11 protein-coding genes are annotated in these 13661 nt (G+C 53.7%); 2 read left to right on the forward strand and 9 right to left on the reverse strand.

Going from position 1 to position 13661, the window contains the following annotated elements:
- Window positions 1-10: 10 nt before the first annotated feature.
- The 9 genes from nuoI to lrhA all read right to left on the reverse strand — a co-directional run bounded on the left by nuoI (window position 11) and on the right by lrhA (window position 10747).
- The gene (gene nuoI / locus AK59_RS0100185; RefSeq protein WP_003861491.1) at window positions 11-553 is read right to left on the reverse strand and encodes an NADH-quinone oxidoreductase subunit NuoI; all 543 of its coding nucleotides are present in this window, start codon (window positions 551-553) and stop codon (window positions 11-13) included.
- 13 nt (window positions 554-566) lie between these two features.
- Window positions 567-1544, reverse strand: a complete 978-nt coding sequence (gene nuoH, locus AK59_RS0100190; protein WP_013098104.1) for an NADH-quinone oxidoreductase subunit NuoH — start codon at window positions 1542-1544, stop codon at window positions 567-569.
- A complete protein-coding gene (nuoG, locus tag AK59_RS0100195) occupies window positions 1541-4264 on the reverse strand; it encodes an NADH-quinone oxidoreductase subunit NuoG (protein ID WP_023621514.1) in 2724 nt (907 codons plus the stop codon). Before nuoG ends, nuoH begins: the two co-directional genes overlap by 4 nt.
- Window positions 4265-4318: 54 nt before the next feature.
- Window positions 4319-5656, reverse strand: coding sequence for an NADH-quinone oxidoreductase subunit NuoF (nuoF, locus tag AK59_RS0100200; RefSeq protein ID WP_003861487.1), 1338 nt, complete (start codon window positions 5654-5656; stop codon window positions 4319-4321).
- On the reverse strand, window positions 5653-6153 hold the full coding sequence (gene nuoE, locus AK59_RS0100205) for an NADH-quinone oxidoreductase subunit NuoE (RefSeq protein WP_003861486.1): 501 nt from the start codon (window positions 6151-6153) through the stop codon (window positions 5653-5655). Before nuoE ends, nuoF begins: the two co-directional genes overlap by 4 nt.
- A gap of 2 nt (window positions 6154-6155) precedes the next feature.
- Window positions 6156-7958: an NADH-quinone oxidoreductase subunit C/D gene (gene nuoC, locus AK59_RS0100210; RefSeq protein ID WP_013098106.1), complete on the reverse strand. Its 1803-nt coding sequence runs from the start codon at window positions 7956-7958 to the stop codon at window positions 6156-6158.
- A gap of 89 nt (window positions 7959-8047) precedes the next feature.
- Complete coding sequence (gene nuoB, locus AK59_RS0100215; RefSeq protein WP_003861482.1) at window positions 8048-8722, reverse strand: NADH-quinone oxidoreductase subunit NuoB; 675 nt, start codon at window positions 8720-8722, stop codon at window positions 8048-8050.
- Window positions 8723-8737: 15 nt separating this feature from the next.
- Complete coding sequence (gene nuoA / locus AK59_RS0100220; protein WP_014171000.1) at window positions 8738-9178, reverse strand: NADH-quinone oxidoreductase subunit NuoA; 441 nt, start codon at window positions 9176-9178, stop codon at window positions 8738-8740.
- A 630-nt stretch (window positions 9179-9808) separates the two neighbouring features.
- Entirely contained in the window at window positions 9809-10747 is a 939-nt protein-coding gene (lrhA, locus tag AK59_RS0100225) for a transcriptional regulator LrhA (RefSeq protein WP_029881734.1), read from the reverse strand.
- A 946-nt stretch (window positions 10748-11693) separates the two neighbouring features.
- Between lrhA and alaA the strand changes: the two genes are divergently transcribed.
- Both alaA and yfbR read left to right on the forward strand, forming a co-directional pair.
- Window positions 11694-12908 carry an alanine transaminase AlaA gene (gene alaA / locus AK59_RS0100230; RefSeq protein WP_013098109.1) on the forward strand — a complete coding sequence of 405 codons (1215 nt, stop codon included), beginning with the start codon at window positions 11694-11696 and terminating at the stop codon, window positions 12906-12908.
- Between the two features lie 117 nt (window positions 12909-13025).
- Complete coding sequence (gene yfbR / locus AK59_RS0100235) at window positions 13026-13625, forward strand: 5'-deoxynucleotidase (protein WP_013098110.1); 600 nt, start codon at window positions 13026-13028, stop codon at window positions 13623-13625.
- Window positions 13626-13661 lie beyond the last annotated feature (36 nt).

The raw sequence follows: 13661 nt of genomic DNA on the forward strand, positions 1-13661 counted from the left end.
TGCCCTCTCCTTACGGTAACAGGCTCTTAACGTCGATAGGCTTGGCTTCGTTCTCTGCTTCGCCCTTATCTTTGCCGTCGATTGCCATACCCGCCATCCGGTAGAAGTTATATTCCGGGTATTTGCCCGGACCGGAAATCAGCAGATCCTCTTTCTCGTACACCAGGTCCTGACGCTTGTACTCACCCAGTTCGAAGTCCGGGGTGAGCTGAATCGCCGTGGTTGGGCACGCTTCTTCACACAGACCACAGAAGATGCAGCGTGAGAAGTTGATGCGGAAGAACTCAGGGTACCAGCGGCCGTCTACCGTCTCTGCTTTCTGCAGAGAGATACAGCCTACCGGACACGCTACCGCACACAGGTTACAGGCAACGCAGCGCTCGGAACCGTCCGGGTCGCGCGTCAGCACGATACGGCCACGGTAGCGCGGCGGCAGATATACCGGCTCTTCCGGGTACATCCGGGTTTCGCGTTTGGCAAACGCGTGCAGGCCGATCATCCAGATACTGCGTACCTGGGTACCGAAGCCTACCAGTAATTCTTTTAAGGTCATGGTCTATAGCCCCTTATGGCTGCTGCCAGAGAATGACAGCCGCCGTTACCAACAAGTTGACGAGCGTCAGCGGCAGGCACACTTTCCAGCCGAAGGACATTACCTGGTCATAACGCGGACGCGGTAACGCTGCGCGAATCAAAATGAACATCATCATGAAGAACGCGGTTTTCAGCGCGAACCAGATGAACGGCGGTAAGAACGGGCCATGCCAGCCACCAAAGAACAGCGTTACCATCAACGCGGAAATGGTGACGATACCGATGTACTCGCCCACGAAGAACAGACCGAATTTCATACCGGAATATTCAATGTGGTAACCGTCGGCCAGTTCCTGTTCGGCTTCTGGCTGGTCAAACGGGTGACGGTGACACACCGCCACGCCCGCGATAGCAAAGGTAACAAAACCAAAGAACTGCGGGATAACGTTCCAGATGTCGGCCTGGTTGTTAACGATGTCGGTCATGTTGAATGAACCGGCCTGCGCCACCACGCCCATCAGGGAGAGCCCCAGGAACACTTCGTAGCTCAGCGTCTGCGCGGAAGCACGCATCGCACCCAGCAGCGAGTATTTGTTGTTACTGGACCAGCCTGCGAACAGTACCGCGTAAACCGCGAGACCTGCCATCATCAGGAAGAACAGAATGCCGATGTTCAGGTCAGCCACCACCCAGGTCGGGCTGACAGGAACGATAGCAAACGCCAGCAGCAGCGAGGTGAAGGCGATCATCGGTGCCAGCGTAAAGATCACGCGATCCGAGAAGCGTGGGATCCAGTCCTCTTTGAAGAACATCTTGATCATGTCCGCAACCAGCTGGAGTGAACCACCCCAGCCAACGCGGTTTGGTCCATAACGGTTCTGGAACAGACCAAGCAGACGACGTTCACCAAAGCTCATGAACGCACCACAGGTGACCACCACCAGCAGAATGACAATCGCTTTCAGAATGCTCAGCAGGATGTCGATAAGATCCGGCGTTAACCAACTCATGCTTTTGCCTCCTGCAGGTTATCAAGACGCGCACCCGCCAGTACCGGCGCGATGCCAGGCATACCCATCGGCAGACCGACCTGCCCTGCTGTCAGGCTTTCAGAGATAATCAGCGGCAGGCTGATGGTCTGGCCCTCGTAGCTAAAGGCAATGTTCGCACCCGCGTTCACGCCAAGCTTCGCGGCGTCTGCCGGGTTGAGCTTGATGTACGGCTGCGGCATACGCTGCTGGAATACCGGTGAACGCTGGGACAGCTCGTCGCTACCAAACAGATGGTAGTACGGTGCAATACGCCAGCTACCGTCCTGCGCCTGGAAGCTCGCCGGAACGGTCGTGAAGAAGTCCAGACCGGTTTCGGAGGCTTCAATCAGACGCACGCCCGGATCGCCGTGACGCAGTGAACCGCCCACTTCCGCCTGGAACTTGTTCCACGCCTGCGGGGAGTTCCAGCCCGGCGCCCATGCGAATGGGATCTGTGAACGCGGCGCAGACGGCTGGTTGTTCCCTTCCATGGAGAAGGCGAACATGGTGTCTTTATCCTGCGGCTGACGCGGTTCGTGCACGCTGATATTGGCACGCATCGCGGTACGGCCACTGTAACGGTGCGGTTCACGCGCCAGTTTCTGGCCGCGAATACGGAAGCTCGCTTCAGGCGCGGCATCTTTAATACCCGCCAGCTGAGGCAGTTTTTCGACTACCGCATCGATAACATGGTCGAGCTGCGTCCAGTCCACTTCACGGCTCTGCACGGTGCTGTGCAGGGAGTGCAGCCAGCGCCAGCTTTCCAGCATCACGGTGTTGCTGTCGTAGTACGCCGGGTCATAAACCTGGAAGAAACGCTGTGCGCGGCCTTCGTTGTTGATAACCGTTCCGTCGCTTTCTGCGAAGCTTGCCGCAGAGAGCACCAGGTGCGCTTTATCCATAATCGCGGTGCGCTGATGGTCGATTACCATCACCAGCGGTGCTTTAGAGAGCGCAGCGTCAACGCGCGCGGCAGAGGCATGGCGATGCAGATCATTTTCCAGCACCACAACGGCGTCAGCGGCACCGGACTCCAGTTCGCTTAACGCTTCTTCCAGCGAGCCACCGCCAATCATACCCAGACCGATACTGTTCACCGCACGGGCAATCATGGTGACACCAACGTCCGCACCGCGGCCTTTCAGGGCTTTGGCGACGTTCGCTGCAGCCTGAATGATTTCGGCGCTACCGGCGTTAGTCCCGGAGATAATCAGTGGTTTCTTCGCCCCCGCCAGCGCCTGAACAATCACGTCGACTTTGCTTTGCAGGTCACGATCCAGTTCAACGGCCGGAGAGTTATTGTCCAGCGCATGGGCAATGGCAAAGCCAAGACGTGCCTGATCTTCAACCGGCGCGCAGTAGGTCCACGCGGCGATATCGTCCAGACGGGTGTTGTCGACGTTCGTCACAAACAGAGGATGCTTCGCGCGCTGGCCGATGTTGAGGATTGCCGCAATCTGCCAGTCAGCCACTTTCTGTGCCGCTGCCATTTCACGTGCTTTACCCTTCACCGCCTGGCGAACCGCCAGAGCCGCGCGAGCGCCGGTCTGCGTCAGATCTTCGCCCAGCACCAGAACCGCATCATACGATTCGATTTCGCGCAGCGCAGGGGTATGAATACCGCCTTCGCGCAGCACTTTCAGTACCAGCTGCAGACGTTCCTGCTCGCCCTGAGCGATACCGGTGTAGAAGTTTTCCGCCCCCACCAGCTCACGCAGCGCGAAGTTGCTTTCGATGCTGGCACGCGGGGAGCCGATACCGATCACTTTCTTCGACTGGCGCAGAATATCTGCCGCACCCTGCATCGCCTGTTCAGCGTTCAGGGTGATAAAGTCGTCGCCACGGCGCTGAACCGGCTGACGCGGACGGTCTTTCAGGTTCACATAGCCATAGCCGAAACGACCGCGGTCGCACAGGAAGTAATGGTTTACGGTACCGTTGTAACGGTTTTCGATACGACGCAGTTCGCCGTAGCGCTCACCCGGGCTGGTGTTACAGCCCAGCGAACACTGCTGGCAGATGCTTGGTGCAAACTGCATGTCCCACTTACGGTTGTAACGCTCGGAGTGAGTTTTATCGGTGAATACGCCGGTCGGACAGATTTCTACCAGGTTACCGGAGAATTCGCTCTCAAGCGTACCGTCTTCCGGACGACCGAAGTAGACGTTGTCATGTGCGCCATACACGCCCAGATCCTGACCGTCTGCGTAATCTTTGTAGTAACGCACGCAGCGGTAGCAGGCGATGCAGCGGTTCATTTCGTGAGAGATGAACGGCCCCAGGTCCTGGTTACGGTGAGTACGTTTAGTAAAGCGATAGCGACGGAAGCTGTGACCGGTCATTACGGTCATATCCTGAAGGTGGCAGTTACCGCCCTCTTCACAGACCGGGCAGTCGTGCGGGTGGTTGGTCATCAACCATTCCACAACGCTTTCACGGAACTGTTTTGCTTCTTCGTCATCAATCGAAATAAAGGTGCCTTCGGTGGCTGGCGTCATACAGGACATCACCAGGCGACCACGCGTGTCTTCCGCGTTTTGATATTGCTTCACCGCACACTGGCGGCAAGCACCGACGCTGCCCAGCGCCGGATGCCAGCAAAAGTACGGAATATCGAGGCCAAGAGACAGACAAGCTTCCAGCAGGTTGTCCGCCCCGTTGACTTCGTATTCTTTGCCGTCTACATGAATCGTAGCCATTAGCATGCTTCCAGTTGTCTCGAATTGCTTCGAGCGTTAATCAAAATTCTGTTTTTACCAGCGTGCTTTCAGCAGGTTCGGCTGAATACCATTGATTGAATGGGTATTGCTGAACGGCTGCTTGATGCCTGCTTCGAATTCGTCGCGGAAATATTTAATCGCGCTCTGCAGCGGCTCGACGGCACCCGGTGCGTGGGCACAGAAGGTTTTGCCCGGCCCTAAGAATCGACACAGTTGCTCAAGTGTCTCGATATCACCAGGCTGGCCTTCGCCGCGTTCGATAGCACGCAGGATCTTCACGCTCCACGGCAGACCGTCACGGCACGGTGTACACCAGCCGCAGGACTCACGGGCGAAGAACTCTTCCAGGTTACGCACCAGCGAGACCATGCCGATCTCGTGGTCGACGGCCATCGCCAGCGCAGTACCCAGACGGCTACCTGCTTTACCAATGCTTTCGAATTCCATCGGCAGGTCAAGGTGGGCTTCGGTCAGGAAGTCTGTCCCTGCCCCACCCGGCTGCCAGGCTTTGAATTTCAGGCCATCGCGCATGCCACCGGCGTAGTCTTCAAGAATTTCGCGGGCGGTAGTACCGAACGGCAGTTCCCAGACGCCAGGGTTTTTCACGCGGCCGGAGAAGCCCATCAGCTTGGTACCGGCATCTTTGCTTGAGGAGATACCCTGATACCACTCCACGCCGTTGGCGAGGATAGCCGGAACGTTACACAGGGTTTCGACGTTGTTCACACAGGTCGGTTTACCCCACACGCCGGAGCTTGCCGGGAACGGCGGCTTGGAACGCGGGTTCGCACGGCGGCCTTCCAGGGAGTTAATCAGCGCGGTCTCTTCACCGCAGATATAACGCCCTGCACCGGTGTGCACGAACAACTCGAAGTCAAACCCGGTGCCGAGAATGTTTTTGCCAAGCAGGCCCGCTTCGGTCGCTTCGGCAATCGCGCGACGCAGGTTTTCCGCCGCTTCGATGTACTCACCGCGCAGGAAGATGTAACCACGGTACGCTTTCAGCGCGAACGCGGAGATCAACATGCCTTCCACCAGCAGGTGCGGCAGTTGCTCCATCAGCAGACGGTCTTTATAGGTACCCGGCTCCATTTCATCCGCGTTACACAGCAGGTAACGGATGTTCATGGATTCATCTTTTGGCATCAGGCTCCACTTCAGACCGGTGGAGAAGCCCGCGCCGCCGCGGCCTTTCAGACCCGACTCTTTCACCGCATTAACGATGTCGTCTGGCGCCATGCCGCCCAGGGCTTTACGCGCCCCGGCATAGCCGTTTTTGCTCTGGTATTCGTCGAGCCATACCGGCTGTTTGTCATCGCGCAGACGCCAGGTCAGCGGATGCGTCTCAGCAGTACGAATTACAGTTTTCATTTGTACTGCTCCAGCAGGTCAGGAATGGCTTCCGGCGTCAGATGGCTGTGAGTATCCTCATCAATCATCATGGTCGGCCCCTTGTCGCAGTTACCCAGGCAGCAGGTTGGCAGCAGAGTAAAGCGACCATCGAACGTGGTCTGGCCCGGCTTGATATTGAGTTTTTTCTCAATCGCAGCCTGAATGCCCTGATAACCGGTAATGTGGCAGACAACGCTGTCACAGTAGCGGATCACATGGCGGCCCACCGGCTGACGGAAGATCTGGCTGTAGAATGTGGCTACGCCTTCTACGTCACTGGCCGGGATACCCAGCACTTCTGCGATCGCATAGATCGCCCCATCCGGCACCCAACCACGCTGTTTCTGTACGATTTTCAGCGCTTCAATGGACGCCGCACGCGGGTCTTCGTAGTGGTGCATCTCGTGCTCAATGGCGGCACGCTCTGCTTCACTCAGCTCAAAAGCCTCGGTTTGTGGTTGTTGATTCTCGTGCATAATTAGCGGTCCACATCTGACATAACAAAATCGATACTACCCAGATACACAATCAGGTCGGAGACCAGACTGCCGCGGATGGCGGACGGGATCTGCTGCAGGTGCGCAAAGCTCGGCGTACGCACGCGGGTACGGTAGCTCATGGTGCTGCCGTCACTGGTCAGGTAGTAACTGTTAATACCCTTGGTCGCTTCGATCATCTGGAAGGATTCTTGTGCCGGCATGACCGGGCCCCAGGAAACCTGCAGGAAGTGGGTGATCAGGGTTTCGATATGCTGCAGCGTGCGCTCTTTCGGTGGCGGCGTCGTCAGCGGGTGATCCGCCTTGAACGGACCTTCCGGCATGTTGTTGAGGCACTGCTCAAGGATGCGCAGACTCTGGCGCAGCTCTTCTACTTTCAGCATCACGCGGGTATAGCAGTCGGAAACACCGCCGCCAACCGGGACTTCAAAGTCGAAGTTCTCATAGCCAGAGTAAGGACGCGCTTTACGCACGTCGAAATCAATACCGGTCGCACGCAGGCCAGCACCGGTGGTCCCCCACTCCAGCGCCTCTTTCGCGCCGTAGGCAGCAACGCCCTGGGAACGGCCTTTCAGGATGGAGTTACGCAGCGCGGCTTTCTCATACGAGGCCAGACGTTTCGGCATCCAGTCGAGGAATTCACGCAGCAGACGGTCCCAGCCGCGCGGCAGATCGTGTGCCACACCGCCGATACGGAACCAGGCCGGGTGCATACGGAAACCGGTAATCGCTTCCACCAGATCGTAAATTTTCTGACGGTCGGTAAAGGCGAAGAAGACCGGGGTCATCGCGCCAACGTCCTGAATGAACGTGGAGATGTACAGCAGATGGCTGTTAATACGGAACAGTTCTGACAGCATAACGCGAATCACGTTAACGCGATCCGGCACGGTGATGCCTGCCAGTTTCTCAACGGCCAGCACGTAAGGCATTTCGTTTACGCAGCCGCCGAGGTACTCGATACGGTCGGTATACGGAATATAACTGTGCCAGGACTGGCGCTCGCCCATTTTCTCAGCACCACGGTGGTGGTACCCGATATCCGGAACGCAGTCGACAATCTCTTCGCCATCAAGCTGAAGAATAATACGGAATGCACCGTGCGCAGACGGGTGGTTTGGACCGAGGTTGAGGAACATGAAGTCCTCGTTTTCGGTACCGCGCTTCATGCCCCAGTCTTCCGGCTTGAAGGTCAGCGCTTCCATCTCCAGATCCTGCTTGGCTTTGGTCAGCTCAAACGGATCGAATTCAGTCGCACGTGCCGGGTAGTCTTTACGCAGCGGGTGGCCGGTCCAGGTCTGCGGCATCATGATGCGCGTCAGATGCGGGTGGCCGTCGAAGGTCATACCGAACATTTCCCAGGTTTCACGCTCGTACCAGTTGGCGTTCGGGAAAAGTTTGGTGAGCGTCGGCAGATGCATGTCGTTTTCAGACAATGCCACCTTGAGCATGATATCCGTATTGCGGTCTATTGAGATCAGGTGGTAGAAAACGGAAAAATCCGCAGCAGGGAGACCCTGGCGGTGCGTGCGCAGACGTTCATCCATGCCGTGTAAATCAAACAGCATGACGTAAGGTTTTGGCAATTTCTTGAGGAAATCGACAACTTCCAGCAATTGTTCACGCTTCACCCAAACAACGGGTACCCCGGTGCGGGTCGCCTGAACAGTAAAGGCATCCGGCCCAAAACGGTTGCGCAGTTCGCCAATGACGGGGTCATCCAGATGATCCCGGGTCTGCCAGGCGGCTTCTTGCGCGGTTAAGTCGGTCATATTGTTCACCATTGCAAATGGTCCGTGGTGACTGTTAAGCCTGGCTTCGCGCTATTTGAGTAGTGATATGCGAAGGTGTTCTCCAGGCCCACAGGCGCAAATTAAATTTCGTCAGGCGTACGCAGGTTGGTGACGGCAATACGTTCACCACGTTTACGCTCGCGCTCAGACTGCATGTTCGCGCGATAGACACCCTGATCGCCAACAACCCACGACAGCGGGCGGCGTTCTTTACCGATAGACTCCTGCAGCAGCATCAGCGCTTGCATGTAAGCTTCCGGACGTGGCGGGCAACCCGGGATGTATACATCCACTGGAATAAACTTATCTACGCCCTGCACAACGGAATAAATGTCGTACATACCGCCAGAGTTTGCACATGCGCCCATGGAGATAACCCATTTTGGCTCCAGCATCTGGTCATAAAGACGCTGAATAACCGGTGCCATCTTGGTAAAGCACGTACCGGCCACCACCATCAGGTCAGCCTGACGTGGGGATGCACGCAGTACCTCTGCCCCAAAACGCGCAACGTCATGCACCGCAGTGAATGACGTCACCATTTCAACGTAGCAGCAGGAAAGGCCAAAGTTGTATGGCCAGATGGAGTTCTTACGACCCCAGTTGACCATATCGTGCATGGCATGTTCGAGCTTGCCCATGTACACGCTTTTATTGACTTCTTGCTCCAGGGGGTCGGTTACGATCTCCTGTTTTTGCAGGGGGTAACGGTCATTCTCACCGTTAGGATCTATGCGGGTGAGCGTATAATCCATCTTATTGCCTCGCTGTTACTGCTGACGATTAGAGATACTGTTTTCCGGGTTGATGTGTTCACGACGTGAACGCGCAGGCGTCCAGTCAAGCGCGCCAATACGCACCAGATAAACCAGACCGGCCAGTAGCACTAAAATGAAAATTGCGGCCTCGACAAAGCCTACCCAACCACTTTCGCGGATGGAGGTCGACCATGCGAAAAGGTAAAGCGCTTCCACGTCAAAGATGACGAAGAACATGGCTACCAGATAGAACTTGGCAGACAGGCGTAAGCGAGCGGAACCTACTGAATCAATACCTGATTCGAAAGGGGTGTTTTTGTGCCTTGCGCGGGCGCGACCGCCCAGGAACCAGCCGCCGACTAACATCAGGCAGCACAGGCCAATGGCTACAATAAGAAAGATTGCGAATGCCCAGTGATGAGCGATGACTTCTGTGGATGTTGACATACTCATTGCTTACTCATCAAAAGTGATACCAACGATACTGCTCTTGCTGGCAGATGGGCATCACATCGATTCATGGGGAGGAACAAATAACCTTACACTAACTGTCAGAAATGAGACGTAGACAGCAAAATGATGGGGTTTTTTACTCCTTTCTATAACCTATTGTCAACTTTAACAAAGGTTTCTTCACATTAAATTACATCGAGCGATTCTCATTAACATTTGGTGCCCTTTAACCCTGGTGGTTACCTGACTTTTCGTCAAATGCATGTTGTTGAATCGTGTCCGTTTTGGAAGTAAAAAAAATAACCCTCCTATTTTGACAGGATTTGCCAACGATTCCTCCCCCTAAATGGGAGTATTTTCTTGATCTGAGACACGCTTTTGTTAATTCAACCAGTAAAACGGCAACATCTTTCCTGTTTTATTAACATGCCTGGCGCGGGAAGGAAGTGAGAAAAGAATTTGTTCAGAATTTAATCAACTGTATTTTACTCATTGATAATTAAGAACTCTTTTCATTTAACTCGCTTTAGCGGAGAGAATTTGTGCAAAAAAAAAGCCACTCCATGCGAAAATCGCACGAGTGGCATTTTTTTACACTTACATTTTGTTACCAGAATTTTGAGCTCTCGATCACTCAAAGTCACCTTCAACGATCAGGGAGTCATCCCCCCCTTCGTGGGTAACATGCTCGAACTGCCACGGGTTATGGTAGTTCTCCATTGCTTCGAACACCACTTTCGCCAGCTCGTTGTTACTGGACGTGTTGTGGCACAGCAGATACTCCGTATCCGGCAGCGGAGGGAGTCCATCGGATTTTCCCAGCACCCGCAGATCCGGGCTCATCATCTCCACCGGACGCGCCGTTACGCCAAGGCCGGCTTTGACCGCTGCGCGAACGGCAGGCAATGTGGAGGCCACATACGCCAGCCGCCACGGAATGTTGGCCTCGTTGAGCGCCGCCAGCACCATATCGCGGAATGGGCTCGGATCGTCCAGTAAGACCAGAGGAACAGGCTCGCCTTGCTGAAGCACATATTCCGCCGCGCAATACCAGTGCGTAGGAGACGTTCGCAGCGTCAGGCAATTAAATTGGCCGGGACGATGCGTGGTGACCACGAGGTCAACCTCGTTCTCTTTTAACATCTCGATCATAAAAGCATTACGCTTCACGCTAACATCCAGCGCAAGCTTCGGATAAACCGAACTGATTCGATTAAGAAGGAACGGCAATATAGTATCCGCTGACTCATCAGATGCACCTAACGTTAGCACACCCTGAAGGTTGCTAAACATTAATGACATACATGCTTCGTCATTAAAGCGAAGTATTTTCCTGGCATAACCCAGTAGCTGAATACCGTGTTCCGTTAAGAGCTTATTACGGCCATGACGGGCAAAAAGCTCTTTACCAACCAGTTGTTCCAGACGCTGCATTTGCTGACTGACGGCGGACTGGGTTCGGCAAACTGCGGCAGCAGCTGCTGCAAAAGTGTTGAGGTCTGCGACCGCAACAAACGTTCTCAGCAGATCGAGGTCGAGATTCATTATCGGACGATTTGCATTTATCATATCTATTCACTTTCAGGTTGCTCGTGCGGAGCTGCCCGGGTTGAAGCTGTGTGTAACAGTTAAGCAATTCCTTCTGGAGTTTTCCCTCGCATCCCGGCCCGGCAGACTGCCTGACAGATAGTTATTGTGCTGCTTTAGTGTATATATCAACAGTCAGAAAGCACGTTTCATGACGTTATTTTTATTCTCTTAAACGTTCAGGATATTTAGATGATCGCAGGTTAATGTAAATTACATTAAAGGTATGACACCTTTTCTGCCATCTTTATCGCAGCGCTGTCAACGTTGCAGGTTGTGCTTTGCACACGCCAGCCAGAGATAACTCCAACAATAACAATCAATTAATTCAGAAAATCAGGGCAAGATATACAAATCACATACGTCTTTCCTCTGCTTTCCTTAAAGACATCTTAACTCAAATCCACTTTATTTATAAGTCTTATCGCAATATTCAGGATTAAAGGTTGTTGTTAGGCTTCTAAACTAATTTTATTAAAATTAACTAAAGTTGCATTTTGTAGGTTAATAATAAATAAATTTTAATTTAGATTAAGGCCAATCATTAATAACACTTAACATTAATTTCACATGAGCAACTTTTAACCAAAGCCTGCTATTACAGCGTGATCTATTGAAGCACTCAGATTTTACGAAAAGTCACTCAGGTAAACTTCCGCCTTAACCCTGGCCGCTATTTTATTTTTAATAGCACAATATGCAACAAAGATTAAAATTAACAGCACAATTAACCTAATAAAACGCTTTCATGCATAACTTTAGACCAGAAAATTTCAACGCAGGCAGCGAAAGAGATTCAACAGAATTTTTTCTATTGCACAAAATCTTCTTCTGTTTACCCTTCAAAACGAAGCGAGGGGGGAGTACATTGTTCCGTGCTGACTTCCACGGCAGGGAGCGGCAATAATAGCGAAAAGGTTAAAGGTTCATGTCCCCTATCGAAAAATCCAGCAAGCTAGATAACGTCTGTTACGACATCCGTGGCCCGGTTCTCAAAGAGGCAAAACGCCTGGAAGAAGAAGGCAATAAGGTTCTGAAACTCAACATTGGTAACCCTGCGCCGTTTGGTTTTGAAGCGCCGGATGAAATCCTGGTTGATGTGATCCGCAACCTGCCTACTGCACAAGGCTATTGTGATTCAAAAGGACTCTACTCCGCACGCAAAGCCATTATGCAGCACTACCAGGCACGCGGTATGCGTGACGTTACCGTTGAGGATATTTATATCGGCAACGGCGTCTCTGAACTGATCGTGCAGGCCATGCAGGCATTGCTGAACAGCGGCGACGAAATGCTGGTACCCGCCCCGGATTACCCGCTGTGGACGGCGGCCGTATCACTCTCCAGCGGTAAGGCGGTGCACTATCTCTGCGACGAATCCTCTGACTGGTTCCCGGACCTCGATGATATTCGTGCAAAAATCACCCCGCGTACGCGCGGCATCGTGATTATTAACCCGAACAACCCGACGGGTGCCGTCTACTCTAAAGCGCTGCTGATGGAGATCGTGGAGATCGCCCGTCAGCATAACCTGATCATCTTCGCTGATGAAATTTACGACAAGATCCTGTATGACGCCGCGCAGCACCACTCTATCGCCGCGCTGGCGCCAGACCTGCTGACCGTCACCTTTAACGGCCTGTCTAAAACTTACCGTGTGGCCGGTTTCCGCCAGGGCTGGATGGTCCTGAACGGTCCGAAAAAACATGCGAAAGGTTACATTGAAGGGCTGGAGATGCTGGCTTCCATGCGTTTGTGTGCCAACGTTCCGGCCCAGCACGCGATCCAGACGGCGCTGGGCGGTTATCAGAGCATCAGCGAGTTCATCGTGCCCGGCGGCCGCCTGTACGAACAGCGTAACCGCGCCTGGGAGCTGATCAACGACATCCCTGGCGTCTCATGCGTGAAGCCTAACGGTGCGCTTTACATGTTCCCGAAAATCGACGCGAAGCGCTTCAACATTCACGATGACCAAAAAATGGTGCTTGATTTCCTTCTGCAGGAAAAAGTGCTGCTGGTTCAGGGCACGGCCTTTAACTGGCCATGGCCGGATCACGTTCGTATCGTGACGTTGCCGCGCGAAGACGACCTCGAAATGGCCATCAGCCGCTTCGGGCGATTCCTCTCTGGCTACCACCAGTAACACAATCATTCTGCCGGGTGGCGCTGCGCTAACCCGGCCTCCAAAATCCGCAAATTTGCATCTTCCCTCCCCTCCCCGCACAATGAAGTCTGTCGCAGTGAAGACAAAAGGTAACCTATGAGTCAGAGTCATTTTTTTGCCCACCTCTCCCGCCTGAAACTCATCAACCGCTGGCCTTTGATGCGCAATGTGCGCACCGAAAATGTCTCAGAACATAGTCTGCAGGTTGCAATGGTCGCGCATGCCCTTGCGGCCATTAAAAACCGCAAATTCAACGGTCAGGTCAATGCGGAACGTATCGCGCTGCTGGCGATGTATCACGATGCGTCCGAAGTGCTGACCGGGGATCTCCCCACGCCGGTGAAATACTTCAATTCGCAGATTGCACAGGAATATAAGGCCATTGAGAAGATTGCCCAGCAGAAACTGATTGAGATGGTCCCGGAAGAGCTACGTGACGTCTTTGAGCCGCTGATTGACGAACATCAGTATACGGAAGAGGAAAAGTCACTGGTGAAGCAGGCGGACGCGCTCTGCGCCTACCTGAAATGTCTGGAAGAGTTGTCTGCGGGGAATAACGAGTTTTTACTGGCCAAAACGCGTCTGGAAAAAACGCTGGAATCCCGCCGCAGCGAAGAGATGGATTATTTTATGCAGGTGTTTGTGCCGAGTTTCCATTTATCGCTGGATGAGATCAGCCAGGATTCTCCGTTGTAATTTTTCGCCGGGTGGCGGCTTCGCCTTACCCGGCCA

Origin of the sequence: Enterobacter sp. T1-1, assembly GCF_000710795.1 — a bacterium.
Classification (GTDB): domain Bacteria; phylum Pseudomonadota; class Gammaproteobacteria; order Enterobacterales; family Enterobacteriaceae; genus Enterobacter; species Enterobacter cloacae.

Bases quoted from the DNA above. Each gene is read 5' to 3' on its own strand.
- nuoH (WP_013098104.1), bottom strand. From the start codon at position 1,544: ATGAGTTGGTTAACGCCGGATCTTATCGACATCCTGCTGAGCATTCTG.
- nuoE (WP_003861486.1), bottom strand. From the start codon at position 6,153: ATGCACGAGAATCAACAACCACAAACCGAGGCTTTTGAGCTGAGTGAA.
- nuoB (WP_003861482.1), bottom strand. From the start codon at position 8,722: ATGGATTATACGCTCACCCGCATAGATCCTAACGGTGAGAATGACCGT.
- lrhA (WP_029881734.1), bottom strand. From the start codon at position 10,747: ATGATAAATGCAAATCGTCCGATAATGAATCTCGACCTCGATCTGCTG.
- nuoI (WP_003861491.1), bottom strand. From the start codon at position 553: ATGACCTTAAAAGAATTACTGGTAGGCTTCGGTACCCAGGTACGCAGT.
- nuoG (WP_023621514.1), bottom strand. From the start codon at position 4,264: ATGGCTACGATTCATGTAGACGGCAAAGAATACGAAGTCAACGGGGCG.
- nuoC (WP_013098106.1), bottom strand. From the start codon at position 7,958: ATGGTGAACAATATGACCGACTTAACCGCGCAAGAAGCCGCCTGGCAG.
- alaA (WP_013098109.1), top strand. From the start codon at position 11,694: ATGTCCCCTATCGAAAAATCCAGCAAGCTAGATAACGTCTGTTACGAC.
- nuoA (WP_014171000.1), bottom strand. From the start codon at position 9,178: ATGAGTATGTCAACATCCACAGAAGTCATCGCTCATCACTGGGCATTC.
- nuoF (WP_003861487.1), bottom strand. From the start codon at position 5,656: ATGAAAACTGTAATTCGTACTGCTGAGACGCATCCGCTGACCTGGCGT.
- yfbR (WP_013098110.1), top strand. From the start codon at position 13,026: ATGAGTCAGAGTCATTTTTTTGCCCACCTCTCCCGCCTGAAACTCATC.